Here is a 19,011-nt window from a genome sequence, read left to right on the forward strand (position 1 = left end):
TCGTTGAACGCTCGCGTTCAACGACTCTGACCCCTTGAACCCCCCTTGAACCCTCCCTCCTGCTTCCTAGGGTGTTGCTGTTGCAGTCCCGCCGTATCTCTGAGCTACTCGTACGACCCGTTCAACTCCAGCGCCCACGTGATCGGCAGGTTCGGGTCCAGCGAGTCACGCACCGAGCAGTACTTGGTCACCGCCAGCTCGATGGCCCGTTCGGCGTGGACGCGCTCTACGCCCGCGCCGATGATGTGGTAAACCAGATGGATCTTCGTGATGCGGCTGGGCGTGCCGGAGAAGCGCTCACCGACAACGTCCACCGATAGGGCGCTCATGGGCGTGCGGCGCTTGGTCAGGATGTCGACGACGTCGACGCCCGTGCACCCGGCGAGGGCGCAGAGGAGCGTGTCAACCGGTGACGGGCCCTGCTTCCCACTCGAGTCCATCGTGATGGCGGGACCACCCGATGAGCGGACGCCTTCGAACACGTGATCGCCGGACCAGGTGACCTGTACGTTGGCCGGTGGCTTGCCGGCGACCGGCATCGCGGTGGTGTCCTTCAGTTGTTCTTCGCTCATTACGGCTCCTCTCCTTGGCGAATAGGTGCGCGCACGGCGTTGCCCCACTCCGTCCACGACCCGTCATAGTTGCGAACCCTTTCGAAGCCCAGCAGGTATGTCAGCACGAACCAGGTATGCGAGGATCGCTCACCAATGCGACAGTACGTGATCACCTCATCGCCGCGCGCGAGTCCGAGTTCGCCCTCGTAGATCGCCCGCAGTTCAGCGGCTGTCTTGAACGATCCGTCGGCTGCCGCCGCACGAGCCCACGGCACACTGCGGGCGCCCGGAATGTGTCCGCCGCGCAACGTCCCTTCCTGCGGATAGTCGGGCATGTGCAGCTTCTCACCGGTGTACTCCTGCGGCGAGCGCACATCCACCATCGGCTTGCCGGCCTGCATATGCGCGCGCGTCTCGTCGATGAACGCGCGGATGGACACATCGTTGCGCTCGCGCGCGGCGAACGTGGTGGCCGGGAATGACGGTACATCGGTCGTCGTCGGCCGGTCTTCGGCCAGCCACTTGGCGCGACCGCCATCCAGCACCACCGCGTTGTCGAACCCGAACAGCTGGAACACCCAAAACGCGTACGTGGCCCACCAGTTGTTCTTGTCGCCGTACAACACGACGGTCGTGCTGTCGTCGATGCCCTTGGCGCGTAGCAGCGATTCGAAGGCGTCGCGTGCGATGTAGTCGCGCTCGACCTGATCGTTCAGGTCGATATGCCAGTCCAACTTTTGCGCGCCGGGGATGTGCTCCACGCTGTAGAGGAGCACGTCTTCGTTGCACTCGAGCAGGCGCAGCGACGGGTGGTCGAGGTGCGCCGCCAGCCAATCGGTGCTGACAAGGCGATCCGGGTGCGCGTAGCCTTTGGCGGCAATGCGCGGGTCCGGCGTATCGGGCAGTGCGGAAATTGGAGACATGTATGGACGCTAGCGACTTGTCGCGGGAGTGGCGAGGGGCGGTCGCCCCCAGGCGCGACGCGCTAGATTGCAGAATGCTCACCGTGCTCGGATCCGCCATCGCGTATCGATTGTTCGATGTGGGATACGCCATTGATCTGGAGGGCGCGCTCGCCCTGCTGGCGGCCAGCGCGCCCGATCGTGTCCGTCCCGTTCGTGGCGAGGGGCAGGCGCTCCAGATCAGCAATCCGCCCGTCACAGTATCACTCGGCAGCGACGTGCTCGTCGTCGACGAGACGGTCCATGACGTCGAGCTGTCGGCGCGAATCTTCGACTTCGGGGTCGTCTCCCTCCGCGTGCGCATTCGCCCGCCGGGCGCCTGCTCCTGGGAGCAGTTCACCGCCTTCGGACAGCGCCTCGAGCACCACCCCGGGATCAATACGCTGGTGCAGGCTCAGCTGCAGCTGCTGTGCGAGCGCATGCGACCCGCGATCGAGCGGCCGGCGGTGGCCGGCGTACACGAGGATTACACGGTCTTCCGCATTACGCACATCAGCGACGACCAGGGAACCCCCCTGTCGGCCGCGGAACTGGCTTCGTTGGACGTAGTGCCACTCCTGCTCAACGAAACGCGCCCGCTGAGCGCCGAGGCTCGGCGCGAGCTGCTGCCGCACCGGTTCACGTACTACGGCGACGACCTGGCCCTGCTGACCTGGGAGAACGCCCTCGTCGTCGAGCCGCGCGAAGAGGACACCGACCTCCAGTACATCCTCGAATTCGCGAATGCGCAGCTGCTCGAACTGCGCTACTACGATGCTCAGCTCGACGCGGAGCTCCCCAAGCTCTATGACGCCATCGAAGCGGCACGGGCGCGCCGATCGGTTTTTCCCGGCCGGCGGTTCGCCGCCCTGCTGTCACGCCTGCAGGCGCAGGTGGCCGATTCCACCGAGCTGGTAGAACGGGTAGAGAACGCCCTCAAAGTCACCGACGATGTGTATCTGGCCCGCGTCTACTCCGCCGCGCTCGAACTGTTTCGTGGCCGCGCGTGGCGGGCTGGGATCGATCGCAAGCTGGCTATTCTGCGGGAGACCTACGCGATGCTGAACAGCGAAGCGCAGGCCCACCGAAGCGAAACCCTGGAAATCGCCATCGTCGTGCTGATCGTCGGCGAGCTGGTGATGGCCGTTCTGCGAGGCTGATGAGCATCGGATAGTTTAGTGCGATGCAAAGCAGCCCATTACCCGAAATGGAGCAATACACCCGGCACGTGCTGGTGTGTACCGGCAACTTTTGCGGCGAGAATCGCGCCGGCCGCGCGATCTACGCGCGACTGGCGTCACTGCTGCAGCGCGAAGGCCTGCTGTTCGGCGCCACGCGCGTGAAGCGCAGTGAGGCGCCCTGCCTTGGCGTGTGCACCGGCGGTCCCATTGTCGCGGTCTATCCGGAGGGCGTCTGGTACGCCGGCGTCACGCTCGAGCTGCTCGAGCGCATTGTGCTCGAGCATTTAAAAGAAGGACGCGTGATCGAGGACGCGGTATTCCACAAAATGACAGCCGAGTAAGGAGATATGAAGTGCGGGGTAGGGAGTCACATGCCCGACTCCGTACCCCATACCTCTTACCCCATACTTCTTACCCCTTACTTCTTACCCCTTACTCAGCAGTTGTAGCGCCTCCACTCTCTCCTCCGTCGGCGGGTGCGTGCTGAACAGTTTGCTCGCGCCGCGCATACTGAAAGCGGCCAACGGGTTCACGATCGCCAGCGGCGCCGCGCTCGGCGACACGTGCATGGGTATGCGACGCGCACCATGATCCAGCTTCACCAACGCATTGGCTAGCGACAGCGGACGGCCGCTGATCTCGGCGCCCACGGCGTCGGCCTCGAACTCGCGCTGACGACTGATGGCGAACTGGATCAGCATCGCCGCGATCGGCGCCACGATCAACATCGCGATGCCCGCGATCGGATTGCTGTCCTCGTCATCGCTCCGCCCACCGAAGAAGAAGGCGAACTGCGCGAGGTTGCTGATGGCGCCGGCCATGGTGGCCGCGATCGTCTGCAGCAGCATGTCGCGATTCTTGATGTGCGCGAGTTCGTGCGCGATCACCCCTTCGAGCTCGTCCGTCGAGAGTGTGCGCAGGATGCCCTGTGTCACGCACACCACCGCGTTTTCCGGATTGCGGCCCGTCGCGAACGCGTTCGCCTGCTCCTGAGGTGCAATGGCGACGGTGGGCATCGGCAACCCGGCGCGTTGACGGAGCCGGTCGACCATCTCGTATAGCTCCGGCGCCTCGTGAGCCGTGACGATGTGCGCGCCGTACGAGCGCAGGACCATGCTCGACGAACCCCAGTACATGAAGAGGTTTATCGCAGCCGACATCAGCAGCGCGATGATCGCACCCGTGCCGCCGCCGAGCGACTGCCCGATGGCCACCACGAGGGCGGTCAGTCCCGCCATGAGTACGAACACCTTGACGTTATTCATCTGTCGTTCTCTTGGGTCGGTTTTGAAATCGTGGTACAACAAAAGAGGCGAGCCCCCGCGCACGACACGCATCAGCTACGCCGATGAGGGCGGACTGATGTGTTCCGTGTGCGAAGGTCTCGCCTGATGACTGCATCCGACCGGACCGTGCGAACGTGTGCGTCACGCCCGCAGTGCTGACGATCCGGCCGCACCGCCTCCGCACTGTCGTGCGGTGGCCGGCGTGGCTACTCCCCTTCAGTGTCCTGCGCTCCGCCCGTTCCTGTCTTCGGCGAAAGGTCCTGCTGCTGCAAAAGTTTCGCGATGGCCTCAGAGCTGCGCAGCCCCCGGATCCCCTCCACGAGCTCCGTTGAGGCAACCACCACGCCCCGGCGCGCAAGCTCCTCGGCCACCGCTTTCACGTGTCTCGCATGTACATACCGCGCGAACGTGAAGAAGTTCCGTCGGGCCTCCGGCGACTCGGCGAGGAAGCGGGGGAGGGACTGGCTTCCCTTGAGCGTGTTGCAGCCCCTACAGGCGGTCACTACGTTGCCGTGAGACCCGTCGCCACCGCGCATCCGCGGCTGGACGTGGTCTACGCTGAGAGCGTCCGCTTCATGCACGAGCCCGCAGTACACACAGCGGAACTCGTCTCGCGCGAAGATGTCGAAGCGGTTCACCCGGTTCTGCCTGTCATCACTACTCCTGTGAATCTCCCGGATCGCGGTCGTCGCATGATCTTTGATCAGCTGACCAGATTCCTCGACACCGAGGAAGCCACGGCGACCCCCGATGACGTCCCGCCCCGCCTTACCCACAAAGCCCTCGAGGGCCTGCGCATGTCGCGTTCCCGTGAACGGATCCTGAATAATCTCGAAGAGATGTACCGCGAAGCGTTCGATCGTGCCAAGGAAACGGCCGATCCCGCCGCGATGGCGTCGCTCGATTTCGCCTATCGTCGTGAACAGTTGTACTTCGAGATTCTGCTCGACGTACGGGATGCGATCGAGAAGAAATAGCGCGTTGCTCGCACTGGCGGGGGCGCTGCTCCCGCTGGTGACGTTCGCGCAGGGCGCCCCCACGCGAACGGCAGGTCCGCCCGTCCCCCGGCCGTTCGGCGTCGTACGCGTGCAGGGGGCCGTGATCCGGGGGCCCAACGCCCAACGTGTTGCGCATATGCCGACGGGCTATCGCGAGCAGTTCTCATGGAGCATGCGCGTGGATTCGGCGCCGGGGGGCGTGCTCCATGCGTCAACGGCGCTGTACGAACCGCTAGGCGCCAACGCGGTGGCCACGGTGCGCATTCCCGTGGGGCGGGGAGTGCTTGGCCTGCCTGTCGTCTTTACACGCCCGCGACCGACACGGGCCAGCGCCAACATCGGGAGGTACGGCGCCGAACTGCCGAGCGCGCAGGCCGAGCGAATCGCTCTGCACGCCTACCTCCGTACGTTGATCGAAAGCGGTGCGCTGTTCGAGGCAGAACCTTCTCGCGGATCCGGCGTGCGGCGCACGCACTTCGCCGACGGCACCGGTGACATCGCGCTCACCATCGATGCGGTGCGCTCCAGCCGAATGTTGCGTGACACGATCGTCTCGGGGCGACGGGCGTATGTCGTGCGCGACAGTACGGCCATCACGACCGAGCACGCGGTCCTGCGGCCTTCTCGATTTCACAAAACGGTCGAACGCGTGCGCGAGTCGGTTCGCGGCACGATCATCGGCATCAGGCTGGTGGATGCGGAAACCCATCGGGCGTTCCTCATGCGGGACACCCTGACGATGCAGGGGACGATCGTGTCGGACGATGGCTTGGGCGGTGCCTTCCGCAGCCCACTGTTCCTTTCGTCGACGCGCACGTCCACGCTGCACGATGCGTTTTGGCAGTCGGCTATCCCGCGCGAGCCGTTCGACATGGTGCGCTACGACGCCACGCGGCCGCAGCCGCTCACACGCGCCGGGCGCGATTCGTTGTTTGCACGGTTCGACGTCGCACGCTCGCTCGGCGCTCGGGACTCGATCCGGGCAGCGCTGCTTGCCCGCATTGCCGACGATGCCACGTCTGACACCGCCACCTGGAGAAGAGTTCGTTCGCGCTCTCTGGCCGTCGGCGACACGGCGTCGATCATCGCGCGTCTCACCGACGGCGTGCAGTACCGCGATCTGTCGATCGCCGCCGCGGACTATCGCATGCTTCGTCCTTCGCTCGCCGATGCGGCGACCGCATTCCGGAATGGCGTGGATCGCGAGCTGCTCGCGCTCAACCTGTTGGATCTGTTGATGCGAAAGCCGCCCGTGCTGGCGGCCGATGGGGCACCGCCGGTGTGTCGGCCGGACGCGTGCGCAGCCATGCGGGCCGATGTGCGAAGCGGCCAGCCCGGACTGCAGGCCGTTGGCCTAGTCGCGGCGATGGTGTCCGATCCACGTGTGTGGACGGATTCTGTGATCGCGTATGCGGCCCCGAACCCCTTCCTGGCCACGCGGGCACTGTGGTTCGCGCAGGGTGTCGCCTCGACACCCATACGACGCTGGCCAACAGCGTAACCGCAAGCAGCCAGACTGTGTTGATGCGGTCGCCCGGAAAGGCTACGATCAAGATTCATGACGATTGTCGATCACTAGTGACGAGGGCTGACAGCCGCGCAGCGATGCGCGGCCCCTTTCTCCTGTCACGGCCCGCTCATGCCACGCGAATGAACCACCACGCTCCCACGTTTCCTGTTGGTCTCCACGCGCGCGTGCGCCGAGGCGATCTCGTCGAGCGAAAAGCTCGAATCAATCAGTGGTGTAAATCGCCCGTCTGCCGCCATCGCCACGAGGGTGCGAAGATCCTCCACGCGTTCGGCGGCGGGGCCGGCTACCAAGCGACGCTGCGACGTGTGGTTGACCCACGGCGCACGAAGCATCTCGGGAAGCGTGGCCAGCACCAGCAGTAGTCGTCCGCGCGGTGTGAGCGCATGGTGCACGCGGGAATACGGCGCGTTGCCAACGGTGTCGGCGATCACGTCATAGCGAATGCCCTCGGAAGCGAAGTCAGCTTTCGTGTAATCCACAACGCGTGTCGCGCCGAGTTGGTGCATCAGCTCGACATTGGGACCGCTGCACACCGCCGTAACACGCGCGCCAGCGGCGACGGCAAGCTGCACCATTGCCGAACCCACCGTACCCGACGCCCCGTTAATGAGCGCGCTCTCGCCGGCCTGCAGCGCGCCGCGTCGGAAGAAATCGAGTGCCGTGGTACCGCCAAACGCGAGTGCTGCCGCCGATGTGTACGAAAGCGCCTCTGGTTTGCGCACCATCGCGGCGTTCGCGTTCATGCAGCAATACTCCGCGTGTGCGCCGAGTTTTGCGCCAGGAAATGCAACCACGGCGTCGCCCAACGCGAAGTTGTGCACCGACGCACCAACAGCGACCACATCACCGGAGAGTTCGCTTCCTAGAATGAGCTGACGCGGCGCCGTAACGCCAAATGCCAGTCTTCCCGCGAGGCCAAAGCCGTATGGCATACTGAGGCTGCGCAGTCTCCAGTCGGCGGAAGACACGGTAGCGGCGCGCACGCGGATGAGCACCTCGTGCGGACCAGGCACTGGCTGCGGTACCTGTTCGATTTGCACCACGTGCGGGGGGCCATAGCGTCGGACCACCGCCGCCTTCATATGCTCGGACACGGGAGAGGTTTGGTGGTACGACGGCGCCACGCGGCGCACGCGCTGCGTGGCGCCGCTAGAAGTTGTAGCCGAAATGTAGTCCGGGCTGACCGTAGAAGAATCGTGGCCATCTATCGTCAACCTGTTTGAACGATTCAGGCATTCTTGACTGATAGGGACGATGCGTTATCGCTACAGAAGGTTGTACAAAGACGCGATCCTTGAAGAGCTTGACGTGATAGCCAACGGAGTACGTGTTGAAGATCTGAAAGCCATCGTCGATTTTGCCTCCGTCATCGTTTAGAAAGCGTTGGAAGGCTGGCATCACGTCGACTTGCGCAAACAGTGTCTTCCGAAAGAACCGTTGATAGTTCAGTGAAATGCCGTACTCACGAACGGAGCCGGGAAACCCTTGTCCGTCGGCCTCAAATGATTTTCCATAGGGAATGCCGATTGGCCATCCGTATTTCCAGGTTTTCAGTTCAACGGAAATCACGTCCTGTCCTGTCATGCGATAGCCCAGGTTCAGATAGAGCATTTCCGGCGGATTGTTGTCCGGTACAAGATTGGCCAGCATGAACAAGGTGCTGCCCACAAAGAACTTCTTGTAGGTGCTGTCTTGGGCGGGATATTGCGCGCGAAGTGGTAGAGCGCTCGCCAGCGCCAACGTCAGCGCGAGCACCGTGCGTTGTACCATGGCTGCCACCTGCGTGACCCACCGAGAAATGGCTACGGTATCAGACTGGACCGCCGGCGGGCTGGCCTGGTCCGACCGAAGTGACGCGAAAGAGAAGGCCCCGGCGACGGCGGTGACAACGAAGCGCATGGCAAATCCAGCGAAGGGAGTCAAGGACTTACGGTGTATGGCAAACCTTACGCTGTAAGCGTAACGCGGTCAAGTGGCTTGGCCGCTTGCCTTGCACCGCCAGTACCTCTAGTCTACCGCATGCCTGCTTCCCGACGTCCTCCACTCAGCCCGAAGCGCATTCTGCTCGCCGCCATCAAGCTGGCCGATCGGCAGGGTCTTGAGGCGCTCTCCATGCGAAAGCTCGGCACGACGCTTAAAGTCGAAGCCATGTCGCTGTACAATCACGTCGCCAACAAGGACGAGTTGCTCGACGGCATGGTGGATCAGATTATCGGCGAGATCACACTGCCGGAACGCGGTGGTGATTGGAGATGAGCCATGCGCACGCGCGCCGTCTCCGCGCTGGCGGTGATGACGGCCCATCCGTGGGCGCCGATACTTGTCGTGTCGCGGATCAACGTCGGTCCCAACATGCTGCGCTACATCGAAGCCACGCTCGGCACGCTGCGCGAGGCGGGACTCTCTTGGGAAGAGACGGATCGCGCGTGGAACACGATGGACAACTACATCTACGGCTTCACGCTGCAGCAGCAGAACTTTCCGGTGAACCCGGACGACTACGCCTCGGCCGCCGCCAGCTACCTGCCGATGTTGTCCGCCGACCGCTATCCGTACATGCATGAAATGACCGCTCGCGTGGCGGACGGTTCGCACGACGGCACGCTCGACTTCAGCTTCGGCCTGGAAGTCATCCTCGATGGGTTGGAGCGGCTGCGAAAGCGACGCTAAGGGTTGTGCCGATATCAATCCAACACGTCAGTACGTAAGGTAAAGTGCGAAGATGACGCTGGGAGGTCGACAAGCGACCGCCTGCGTCACGCGACGTATGGCTGGGCCGCACCGGCACTCGGTACCCTGGGGATGACCCTCACCGAGGTGCGCCCATGGTCCATGTCGTGCTTGTGCTTGTCATCGTTCTTCAAGTCGTGGCCGTTGTGCTCGTGACCGATTTCCTGTCCGGCCTGTTCCATTGGTGGGAGGACACGTACGGCCATCCGTTCTGGCCCATCGTGGGCACGCACGTCACCCGCCCGAACATTCTGCATCACTATGCACCGCGCGCGATTCTGGCGAAATCGTGGATCGTGAGCTCGCGCACGCTGCTGGCGATCGGTGTCGCCATCGCCCTGGTGGCGTGGCTGGCCGGCATGCTCACGTGGATGCTGGTGCTGGGGTTGTGTCTCGCAGTCAACATGAACCAAGTGCACAAGTGGAGTCACCAGCGGCCGCGCGATAACCCACCGCTCGTGCGGCGATTGCAGCAGCTGGGCGTACTGCAATCACCAGCGCATCACCGCGCGCATCACATTCACGAGCGCAACACGAACTATTGCATCCTCACCAACTTCGTGAATCCGCTGCTCGAACGCATGCAGTGCTGGGCAGCGGCGGAGTGGGTCCTTGCCCGCGTCTTCGGCGTGCATCGCCGGGGCGATGCGCAGCGGGCCGCTCTCGTGCTGGCGCGAGAGCCGGAGTTCTTCGGTGAACATCTCCCCTTCGTGCAGCGCCGCGTCGCGATGGAGCTGGCACGGGAAGCGGCAGCTATCGGAGCGTGACCCGCGTACGTGGGTTCGGCGCGCGCGATCCGACATACGCCGCCAAGGCGACCATGTCGCTCACCGTCAACTTCTCCACGACGGGCGCCATCGTCACGCTGGCGGAATCGTGTCGGGCCCCGGTGCGGAAGTTGATCAGCTGTCGCAGGATGTTCGACGGCGCGCGCCCAGCGATCGGCGGCACCGCCTCCTTCCCCAGCAGATCGACCCCGTGGCATGTCAGACACGCCGTGGCCGGGCCGGCGGGGCCGCGGGTGGCGATCCGGCGCCCGCGGGTGATGCTGCCCACGGGCACATAGGTGATGTACGGGACGCCCGGATCGCGCAGCTCATGACGCGCGAACGATTCGGGCACCTCGATCAGGCGACCGTCGATCGGTTCCGTGCCCTTATCGCCATACGCGTACAGCATCACCTCAATACGCGTTTTTGGCACCTTCGTCACTTCCACCACGCGATTGCGACGGGTCAACGTGAGTTTCTCGAAGTAGCGCGCCGCCGAAACGACGTCGGAGTCGGTCACCCACTTCGCCAGCGTGTGCATGCTGTTCGTGCTCAGCACCGGGTTCGCCGACAATCGCGTGCCGTTCTTGAACGCCGCCACCTGCCGGATGATGTAGTCGGCCGGCAATCCGGCCAGCGTACCATTCTCCGGACGCCCTTGTCCGTCGGGCAGATGACAGTAGCCGCAGGCCCGGGCGTTCGGCGCCACACCGTACTGCACCGACGACGGCATGACGGGATGCGCGTTCGGGAACCAGTCGGGAATATCGAATCCGTTGGTCACCTGCTTCATGGTGTACGTGCGCGACGAGTTCGGTACGCGATGGAGCACGACGCTGTCGGGCTTCGGCGCAGGAGTCGGCGCCGGTGACGTCGGAAAAGCCCACGTGGGCACCACGAATGGCGCTCGAGCGCGTTGCGCCCCGACGGACACGGCGGTCAGCAGCGCCGTCACGCACGCGGCGATCGTCGTACGACGTCTCACCGCGCGAGCAGCCGGTCGGCGATCCGCCCGGCCGCGGCCATCGCGTCAAAGCGATCATCGTTGGTCAGTATGATGATCGTCGTCTTGCGCCCGGGATAGCGCACCCATGCCGATCGCCGTCCTTCGCTGATGCCGTACACGACCTGCATGACATCACCGCGCTGCGTGTCGAGCCAAAAACCCTTCGGCTCCGTGCTCTGTGCCAACCGCGCCTGATCGAAGCGATACAGATCGTCGACGTTGCCGGTCCACAGTTTCGTCGCGCTGTCGTAGGCGAGACGTTGCGTGCCGCCCATACCGGTCACGCGACGCACCGATGCCGCGGAGATGCGACCCGTGCTGTCAGGTGCGAGCGCCGCGTTCAGCACGGCCGACAATCCCCCGAGCGCGAAATTCGGCGCGCCGGTTTCCGGCGTGAAGCGACGCTGCATCGCGACGCCATAAGCGCGATTCGCCAAGACCTTGCCGTCCTGCGCCACGAGCACGGCGGCCCCGCCGCTGGCGATGTCGCCGTACGAGGCGAACACGTTGTCCACGAACTTCTGCGTGAGCGGCGTGGCATCGATCGCCCGCGACACCACACGACGCGTGGCGAGGTTGTACCGATCACCGGGGCGCAGGGTGAGAAACGGCTTGCCCGCATCGTTGGCGTCGCGGCCGTTGTAGACGAACGCCTTGTTGCGCCCGATGATTTCGGCGCTGTCACCGCGCACGACCCACACCGTCCCTTCATCTTCCGAAATGCCGAGCAAGTCGGGGCGACGCGACGTGAGCGAGTCGTGCAGGTCGGGGAGTCGCTCGCGCGCCACGACGTGTTGGTCGATCGCCACGCCGCGCAGATACGCGAAGCCCTTCAGGAACTGCGGATGATTGAAGATGCGGTTGTCGTTCGACGGCGCACCGCGCACAAGGTAATCGCCGAGAATCGACGCGCCGGCCGACGATCCGCCCACGACGCCGCCGCGATCGAGCACCGCCTGGAAAGCGCGCTCCGATTTGGTGCCGGCGTACGAATTCACCAGGCGATAGTGACGGCCACCGCCAAACCACACGCCACGCGCGTTCGCGATCTTTGCCACGAAGCTGTCGGCGTCGGCCGCGGTACGACTGGTCGTGTGATACACCACCACATTCCGCGCACCGGCGGCCTTCAGTCCGCGTCCGCCGTCGGAGGTATCGATGGAATCGCCGCCGGCGGTCGGCACGTCCACGATGAGTGCGTCGGGTCCGCCGGCGAGCTCGATGAACTTCGCGAACACTTCGGGGCCCTGTTGTCCGCCGCCGACCACCATCACGGACCCGGTGCGAGGACCAACCGAGGGCGTGCCGCGCGAACTGGCCGTGGATGCGCTGCCGCCGGTCGCACCGCCCGTACCGGCGCAGCCGAGCGCGATGGACGAGGCCAGCAGCAGCACAGCGACTTCACGACCATGCACGACACACGATGAAGCGGACATAGGTGGGCGTCCTGAGGAGGGCAAACGGTAAGCGAGCGGAGCTACGTCAGCATACGCTCCGGACGCCCACCTCGCTGACCCTGACGGGTTCGCGCGCGACGCGATCAGTCGCGACGGACGGTGAAGTGAAACGACTGCTGCACCAGCTGCGCGACGCGGGCACCTCGCGCCTCGGCCGGGAGATAGCGAATCCGCGACACGGCGCGGCGCACCGCCGCGACAAAGAGCGGATGCTGGCTGTCGAGCACCTTGAAGGTGGCCAGCTCCACGCGCCCGGCCGAATCGACCACGAACTGGGCGAGGACCTGCCCCTCGATGCCCGCCGCGCGCAACGTCTCGGGATAGACCGGCCCGGCGGTCCCCGGAAGCACCGCTACGGGCCTTTCGACCTCACTTTCAAGGAAGACGTCGTTGAGGGCTCGTGCGGCGCCTGTGGCCCCTTCCACGCCATCCGCGCGGCCGCCCGGTTTTCCGATACCCGTGAAATTGTCGAGGTTCGTGGGCGGTGCGCTCAGGTCGATCGGTGGCAACGACGTGGGGATGTCGATCGGCGTCTGCAGCACGGTGAACCCCTTCGCCACCGGTGTCGCGGTAAAGACCTCACGCGTGGCGGCGGGCGGTGGGGGCGGCGGCGGGGTGGTGTTCGTGAACTTGACGCTGGTCTCGCGTTCCTCCGCCACGTGGGCGACGGTCGCCTGCGCCGTGGCGACCACCAGCGCCCCCACGATTCCCGCGTGCACCACCACCGACACCATCGACCCACCAACCGACCGGGTACGCGTGGCCCGCGATTCAATCAATGTCTGAAACATGCCTGCCTCCATGGAGTTGGGATGGGGCAGCCGCTCTGCCCGACTCCACAGTGGGATGGCCGCATGAGCCCTTCATGACGGCGAGATGAGGGATCGCTAAAGCAATCGTGACGTGTCGATGGCCCTCGAATGGCTTGACGGTTACGCCTTGAGCCCCGATTGTCACGGCGAGGTGTGCGCTTGAGTCCGACCGCAGACGCGGCCGAACATCCCGACATCCAATTCCGATATGCGATCCTCTTTCGTTCTGAATGCCCGATGGACGGCTCTGCTGGCCGTTCTGCTGCTCGCCGCCTGCGGCGACGCCACCACCGCCCGCGTCACGGCGCCATCCGAGCTGGATGCGTTGCAGTTCGCCCGCTCTGCGCAGACGCAGGCCCGTCTGGCCGCACTGTTCGACGGGGCGTCCGCCGAAGTGCTCGGGGTCGACGGCAGCGTGTTTGCCGATCACGACGAGCGCCTCGGGAAGCTGGTTTTCGGTGTGGAGCGGCTGTCGGCCGCTACCGCGGTGCAGGCGGCGGCGGCGCGCGCCGGGTTGGCCGCGTCCGACTACGCGATCGTGTTGTCGGCGCCGATCAAGCTGGTAGGCGGGCCCGCGGCCGCCGGCGAGCCCGTCAACACGCTCTCGAGCGCGCAGTCGCCGGTGGTGGGCGGTGTGTCGATCGCGACGGGCAAGTATCAGTGCACGCTGGGCTTCACCGTGGCGCACGCGGCCGGGCGTTCGTTCATTACGAACTCGCATTGCACCGATCGGCAGGGCGGTCCCGAGAAGACGCAGTTCTGGCAGCCGACGCTCGGCTTCGGAACGCTGATTGGCGTCGAGGCCGACGACCCCGTGTACAACTCCAACAGGGCGTGTCCGAAGGAGCGGCGCTGTCGCTACAGCGATGCGGCGCGGATCGAGTATCTCCCCATCATCGTCGCGCGGCAGGGTGAGATGGCGATAACATCTGGCGTGAATGACGGCAGCACGACGGTGACCGGCATTGAATACTTCACGCAACAGGATGACATCAACAACCTCTTCCTGGACGGCAATCTGGTCCACAAGACCGGCGTCACTACCGGCACCACGTCCGGCCGCGTCACGAACTCCTGCGCGAACGCAAATGTCGAGGGGACGAGACTGACGCTGCTCTGCCAGACGTTCGTGACGGAAGCGGTCGGGATCGTAGGCTACGGCGATTCTGGCGCGCCAGCGTACCGCAAAGCTGCCGATGGCAACGTGCTACTCGGCATCGTATGGGGCGGTGTTGGCGCCAACACATTCGTCTTCAGTCCGCTGGAAGGCATCGTGCGCGATCTCGGACGCATGAGCGCGATCGTGGGTGGCACGGTCAGCAATACCAGCGGCAACGGGAAGTAGTCAGCGCGCCTGCGCCTGCGCCTGCGCCTCGGCGTCGCGAAGGGCCTTCTGCGTCATCCGCGCGAAGAGCAGTCCCAACACCACCGTCGCCACGACGCCGAGCATGAGAACCGGCATCGGCAGGGCGCCCTTGCCGTTGGCTGCTTTCGCGCCCGCCGCGCCGAACGCCGCATACGACGCGATAATGGGCAGCATGCCCGGCATCGCCATCACGAAGTCGCGCGTGCGCACGCGCGTGACACCGAGTGCGTAGTTCGACAGCACGAACGGAATCGCAGGGGACAAGCGTAGCAAAAACATCAGGCGCAATCCGTCGTCGCCGATTACGCGATCGACGGCGGAGAGCGTGGGGTGCGCCGCCACGCGCCGCGCCACGCTGGCGCGAAGCACCGTGCGCCCCAGCAGGAACGCCAGCGTGCCGCCGATCGTGGCACCAGCCAGTACGAGCGCGCTCCCCTTCACCACGCCGAACACGGCGCCGCCGGCCATGGTGAGCAGAAACGCCGGCAGCATGAAGAGCACCACGCCGATGTAGGCCGCGACGAACGCCAGCGGCGCCCACGCGCCGAGGGTCTGCACCCACACGGAAAAGCCGGGCAGATAGGGCGTGGCGAGCTGGCCAATCGCGATGCCCACGACCAGCGGCACGGCGATTCCGGCGGCGCGCATCAGACCGGTCGCGGCACTCTTGAGATCGAGGGGCATGTCGAAATATACCCCGCGAAAACACAACGGCCCCGGCGTGATGCCGGGGCCGTTGTGCACAGTGATCGGAATCTGATGTCGAACTACTGCAACGGCTTCGCCGGGCGCTGGAATCCGCCGTCGAGCGCATTCAGGAACAGCTTGTACGTGCCGTGCGGCTGAGAACGGAACAGAATTTCCGGACCGAACAGCCAGATGGTGCCTTGACCCATCTTGGCTTCCGCCATCGCCACGCCACCCTTCAACAGTTCCTGTCCCCATGCCCAGCCGCTGGTGAGCGGCTTGTCGGTGTCGAACGTGGCGAGCACGCGCACACCCTTGGCGGCCGCATCAGGACCCAGCTTCATGACGGGGCTGTTGTCGAACATCACGCTCGGGCGCGGGTTCATGCCGGTGGCAATCGTGGCCGACGTGTCGATCGCGACTTCGAGCAGCGAACCGGGGATGTAGTACTTCTCGCCCGCGTACGGACGACCGTTGGCTTCGGCCATATAGTTCTCGATGGGTAGCCCCATCGCCTTGCCGAGCCCAATGGACGAACCGATCGCGACGATGCGACCACCCGCTTCCACGAAAGCCTTGAGCGCCGGCACCGACTTCTCGGGGCTGATGCGTCCGATCGTGCGACGGAACTCGGCCGGAATCAACGTCGTGTCCGGCGAGCCGCCGAAGCCGCGGCCTGCGCCCGCCTCGGAGAACATGCCGTCGGTCACCACGATCACGTCGTACTTCGTCTTCAGGTTGCCGGCGTCGACATCCTGCGGATAAATCACGGTGAACGGAAACTCGAACTTCTCCAGGATCAAACGCGTCCAGCCACTCGGCATGCTGCCGCCGTAGCGATCGATGAGCGCAATACGCAGTGGCTGCACCGGCTGGGCTGAACCCGGCTTGCTGTTCGCGGCGGCGAAGTTCACGCCGAGGTCCTTTGCCGACTGCGTCACGATCTTGTCGGCCGCACCACCGGCAGGAATGAACCAGGTGCCGGCCGGCCACGTTGTGCCACCGTCGGTGAACGCCGTGGGAATGCGCGCGGCCTTCACCTTCACAGCGGCGAGGCGATTGGCGACAGTCGATGCGTCATTCACTTCCGGGCGCACGAAGTATCCGGCCTTCCCTTTCGCGATCGTGCCCATCGGCATCATCGTCACGCCCTTCACCTTTTCGAACGGGCCCGTGAGGCCGTCGAGCACGCGCTCGAACTGGATGCCCATCTGGAAGGCGAGCGTCCAGCCGGCATTGTCGTACGGCGGGATTGGCGGGCCACCCGGGTAGCGGAAGTCATTCGGGTGATCCTGCGGCTCGAACATGTCGAGCACGTGTGAGCGGAACGCCTGGTTGGTCGTCACGACCCACGAACCGGTCGGGAAGGACTTCCCGTTGGCGCTGAACGAACCGGTGGCGCGATGCACCTGAATACCGGAGTACTGCAGCGCCTTGATGAACTTGGTCGCCGTCGGGAAATCGTTCTGCGCGCTGCTCAACACGTACGCGCGCGGATCGCGGTTCTCTGGCTTCTTGAGTTCGGCCATATAGCGATCGTTCGTGACCGCACTGCCGATGTTCGGCGCGGTCCCGGTGCCACGCGGGCCGCCGGCGCGATTCGCTTCGGGGCTCGCCGTCGCGCGGTCCTTCGTGATCTGCGCGATCATCGCATCGACGCGCTTGGGCGAGATCGTCCAGTTGTCTTTCGAGCCGTTCTTGATCTGATCGGTGCCCATCACCCAGCGATTGAACAGGAACGTTTCGCGATAGCGCGACGCGAGGTCGAGGAACGCGTAGTTCGCTGACACCGAGTAGTCGACGGACTGACGGAAGTGCCATTCCTGCGGCGCGACCGGCATCGGCAACCCGGCCGAGCGCAGCTGACGATCGGGCACGAGCGACACGCGGATCGGTGTCGGATTGCCGATCGTTTCCGTGAGGATTCCGATCTGGTTGTGGAAGTAGCCCACGGTACGCAGACCGCCGTTCCACCACGTGCTGTAGTTCGAGCCCGCACGGAATGTGAGACCCGGCTTGTGCTCGAGCACGAAGCGATGGTTGAGCGCCGCGCCCACGAGATCGAGCCCCGTGATCATGGCCGGATGGAACCAGTAGTTGGCCGGATCACGGTACGGTGGCGCGGCCATGATCGTGCCCGTAGGGCCGGTCTGGTGGTGGTTGTACATGATCTGCGGATTCCACTCCACGAACATCTGCTGCGACATGTTGCGCGTTTCGGCCAGCGCATTCATGTACGCGTCGCGGTTGTTGTCGTGACCGGCGTACTTTTCGTACAGGCGTGGAATGTTCGAATTGCGGCGCAGCTTGTCGGGCTCTTGCATATACCAGTTCGACACGAGCTCCATGCCGTCCGGATTGGCGTGCGTCATGAGGATGATGCAGTCATTCAGAATCCGCATCGTCTCGTCGTCGGTGCGGCTGGCGAGCTGGAAGAACGACTCGATGAGCTGCTGGGCGCCGAGGACTTCGGTCGCGTGGAGGCCGCCGTCGATCCAGAACACCACCTTGCCTTCCTTCGCCAGCTTGGCAGCTTCGGCGGAGTCGATCCCGTCGGCCATCGCCAGGCGGTTCGAAATCTCCTTGTAGCGCGCCAGATTCTTCAGATTCGCCGGTGACGACACGATCGCCATGATCTGCGGGCGTCCTTCCTCGGTGAGTCCGATCGTGTCGAGGATCACGCGATCGCTCTGCTTCGCGATGGTGGCGAAGAAGGCGTGCAGCTTGGTGTAGTTGGGGAGCTCGTAGTCGGCGCCGATGTCATGCCCGAAGAATTCCTTGGGTGACGTGAGGCGCGGCTGAGCCGGGAGCGTGGCCGGCAGAGCCGCCGCAAACAACATCGCGGTGGAGAGCCGGGTGGCACGACGCAGGCTGATCATGCGAGGGACGGGTGGAGAGGATACTGGGACAGCCGGACCCGGCTGCCGGATTTTCCCGCGAGGGGAGCCATCAGGCATACGATGGGGCAGGGTGTGGCGTTGGGCAAATGATTGTCCCAAGTGGCCCGTTTGACGAACTTTGCGGTATCACGGGAGTCCGATGTCCCATCGTCCTTCGTTCTTGACCCTCACCCCGCCCCGACATGACCATGACGCCGACCCGTTTGGCCGCGCTGCTCGCGACAAGCGCCGCCCTGATCGCCGCTCCGCTGTCCGCCCAGGAAAAGCCGCCGGCCAAGCCGCCCGCCGCGGCGATGGACCATTCCAAGATGGACCACGGCGCAGCCAAGGCCGAAGGCTGGAAGGAGCTCGACGCCTATCACATGCTGATGATGGCCACCTGGCATCCGGCCAAGGACAAGAACGATCTGGCGCCGATCCGCGCCAAGGCCACTGAGATGGTGGCGTCGGCCAAGCTCGTGGCCGCGTCGAAGTCGCCGATGGCGTGCCAGAAGCCGGAACTGATCAAGGCGCAGGCCGGTCTGCCGGTAGAGACCGAGAAGGTGGCGGCCATGGTAGCGGCCAAGGTCGCCGCCGCCGAGCTCAAGGCGGGGCTCAAGGGGCTGCACGACAGCTTCGACGTGCTCGAGGGATGCGCTTCCGGCATGAAGCACTAAGCGGGAAACAGCAACACCCTAGGAAACAGGAAGGAGGGTTTCAGGAGGCAGGAAGCAGGTGAACCGCGTGGTTCCTGCCCCCCTCTTCCCTGATACCCTCCTTCCTGTTTCCTAGGGTGTTGTTCTACGTGACCTT

The 19,011-nt window shown here is 64.6% G+C and carries 20 protein-coding genes; 9 read left to right on the forward strand and 11 right to left on the reverse strand.

From position 1 onward, the window contains the following. Positions 1–104: 104 nt before the first annotated feature. Positions 105–572 (reverse strand): OsmC family protein, encoded by a 468-nt coding sequence (locus RMP10_RS17350; protein ID WP_310571414.1) that lies wholly within the window; start codon positions 570–572, stop codon positions 105–107. Further along, a complete protein-coding gene (locus tag RMP10_RS17355; protein ID WP_310571415.1) occupies positions 572–1,477 on the reverse strand; it encodes a sulfurtransferase in 906 nt (301 codons plus the stop codon). The genes RMP10_RS17350 and RMP10_RS17355 overlap by 1 nt, the downstream gene beginning before the upstream one ends. Positions 1,478–1,551: 74 nt before the next feature. On the opposite strand from RMP10_RS17355, the gene RMP10_RS17360 reads away from it, so the two are divergent. Together RMP10_RS17360 and RMP10_RS17365 are read left to right on the forward strand one after the other, a co-directional pair. Beyond that, on the forward strand, positions 1,552–2,655 hold the full coding sequence (locus tag RMP10_RS17360; RefSeq protein ID WP_310571416.1) for a hypothetical protein: 1,104 nt from the start codon (positions 1,552–1,554) through the stop codon (positions 2,653–2,655). Between the two features lie 23 nt (positions 2,656–2,678). Then, on the forward strand, positions 2,679–3,017 hold the full coding sequence (locus RMP10_RS17365; RefSeq protein WP_310571417.1) for a (2Fe-2S) ferredoxin domain-containing protein: 339 nt from the start codon (positions 2,679–2,681) through the stop codon (positions 3,015–3,017). Between the two features lie 84 nt (positions 3,018–3,101). Here the strand turns inward: RMP10_RS17365 and RMP10_RS17370 are convergent, their stop codons facing one another. Both RMP10_RS17370 and RMP10_RS17375 read right to left on the reverse strand, forming a co-directional pair. Further along, positions 3,102–3,941, reverse strand: coding sequence for a zinc metalloprotease HtpX (locus tag RMP10_RS17370; protein WP_310571418.1), 840 nt, complete (start codon positions 3,939–3,941; stop codon positions 3,102–3,104). A gap of 227 nt (positions 3,942–4,168) precedes the next feature. Next, positions 4,169–4,738, reverse strand: coding sequence for an HNH endonuclease (locus RMP10_RS17375; RefSeq protein ID WP_310571419.1), 570 nt, complete (start codon positions 4,736–4,738; stop codon positions 4,169–4,171). A 21-nt stretch (positions 4,739–4,759) separates the two neighbouring features. Here RMP10_RS17375 and RMP10_RS17380 point away from each other — a divergent pair, with 21 nt between their 5' ends. Then, positions 4,760–4,939, forward strand: coding sequence for a hypothetical protein (locus RMP10_RS17380; protein ID WP_230981087.1), 180 nt, complete (start codon positions 4,760–4,762; stop codon positions 4,937–4,939). Positions 4,940–4,943: 4 nt separating this feature from the next. Next, on the forward strand, positions 4,944–6,461 hold the full coding sequence (locus RMP10_RS17385) for a hypothetical protein (RefSeq protein WP_310571420.1): 1,518 nt from the start codon (positions 4,944–4,946) through the stop codon (positions 6,459–6,461). Between the two features lie 125 nt (positions 6,462–6,586). Here the strand turns inward: RMP10_RS17385 and RMP10_RS17390 are convergent, their stop codons facing one another. Both RMP10_RS17390 and RMP10_RS17395 read right to left on the reverse strand, forming a co-directional pair. Further along, complete coding sequence (locus RMP10_RS17390; RefSeq protein ID WP_310571421.1) at positions 6,587–7,585, reverse strand: NAD(P)-dependent alcohol dehydrogenase; 999 nt, start codon at positions 7,583–7,585, stop codon at positions 6,587–6,589. A gap of 55 nt (positions 7,586–7,640) precedes the next feature. Beyond that, entirely contained in the window at positions 7,641–8,261 is a 621-nt protein-coding gene (locus RMP10_RS17395) for a hypothetical protein (protein ID WP_345785819.1), read from the reverse strand. Positions 8,262–8,510: 249 nt separating this feature from the next. Between RMP10_RS17395 and RMP10_RS17400 the strand changes: the two genes are divergently transcribed. The 3 genes from RMP10_RS17400 to RMP10_RS17410 all read left to right on the forward strand — a co-directional run bounded on the left by RMP10_RS17400 (position 8,511) and on the right by RMP10_RS17410 (position 9,988). After that, entirely contained in the window at positions 8,511–8,747 is a 237-nt protein-coding gene (locus RMP10_RS17400; RefSeq protein ID WP_310571423.1) for a TetR/AcrR family transcriptional regulator, read from the forward strand. Between the two features lie 3 nt (positions 8,748–8,750). Continuing rightward, positions 8,751–9,161 carry a TetR/AcrR family transcriptional regulator C-terminal domain-containing protein gene (locus RMP10_RS17405; RefSeq protein WP_310571424.1) on the forward strand — a complete coding sequence of 137 codons (411 nt, stop codon included), beginning with the start codon at positions 8,751–8,753 and terminating at the stop codon, positions 9,159–9,161. A 155-nt stretch (positions 9,162–9,316) separates the two neighbouring features. Then, the gene (locus tag RMP10_RS17410; protein ID WP_310571425.1) at positions 9,317–9,988 is read left to right on the forward strand and encodes a fatty acid desaturase CarF family protein; all 672 of its coding nucleotides are present in this window, start codon (positions 9,317–9,319) and stop codon (positions 9,986–9,988) included. On the opposite strand, the gene RMP10_RS17415 is transcribed toward RMP10_RS17410, so the two are convergent. From RMP10_RS17415 to RMP10_RS17425, 3 genes are all read right to left on the reverse strand, one after another. Further along, a complete protein-coding gene (locus RMP10_RS17415; RefSeq protein WP_310571427.1) occupies positions 9,975–10,976 on the reverse strand; it encodes a hypothetical protein in 1,002 nt (333 codons plus the stop codon). The two genes, RMP10_RS17410 and RMP10_RS17415, sit on opposite strands and share 14 nt — an antisense overlap. Next, on the reverse strand, positions 10,973–12,433 hold the full coding sequence (locus RMP10_RS17420; protein ID WP_310571428.1) for a Type 1 glutamine amidotransferase-like domain-containing protein: 1,461 nt from the start codon (positions 12,431–12,433) through the stop codon (positions 10,973–10,975). The genes RMP10_RS17415 and RMP10_RS17420 overlap by 4 nt, the downstream gene beginning before the upstream one ends. Positions 12,434–12,537: 104 nt before the next feature. After that, positions 12,538–13,245: an energy transducer TonB gene (locus tag RMP10_RS17425; protein WP_310571429.1), complete on the reverse strand. Its 708-nt coding sequence runs from the start codon at positions 13,243–13,245 to the stop codon at positions 12,538–12,540. A 229-nt stretch (positions 13,246–13,474) separates the two neighbouring features. Between RMP10_RS17425 and RMP10_RS17430 the strand changes: the two genes are divergently transcribed. After that, positions 13,475–14,611 (forward strand): hypothetical protein, encoded by a 1,137-nt coding sequence (locus tag RMP10_RS17430; protein WP_310571430.1) that lies wholly within the window; start codon positions 13,475–13,477, stop codon positions 14,609–14,611. Here RMP10_RS17430 and RMP10_RS17435 read toward each other — a convergent pair whose 3' ends face one another. Beyond that, positions 14,612–15,316, reverse strand: coding sequence for a TVP38/TMEM64 family protein (locus RMP10_RS17435; RefSeq protein ID WP_310571431.1), 705 nt, complete (start codon positions 15,314–15,316; stop codon positions 14,612–14,614). Positions 15,317–15,399: 83 nt separating this feature from the next. Continuing rightward, entirely contained in the window at positions 15,400–18,198 is a 2,799-nt protein-coding gene (locus RMP10_RS17440) for a M14 family metallopeptidase (protein WP_310571432.1), read from the reverse strand. A gap of 203 nt (positions 18,199–18,401) precedes the next feature. On the opposite strand from RMP10_RS17440, the gene RMP10_RS17445 reads away from it, so the two are divergent. Next, positions 18,402–18,875, forward strand: coding sequence for a hypothetical protein (locus tag RMP10_RS17445; RefSeq protein ID WP_310571433.1), 474 nt, complete (start codon positions 18,402–18,404; stop codon positions 18,873–18,875). Positions 18,876–19,011 lie beyond the last annotated feature (136 nt).

It is taken from the genome of Gemmatimonas sp., from assembly GCF_031426495.1.
GTDB lineage: Bacteria > Gemmatimonadota > Gemmatimonadetes > Gemmatimonadales > Gemmatimonadaceae > Gemmatimonas.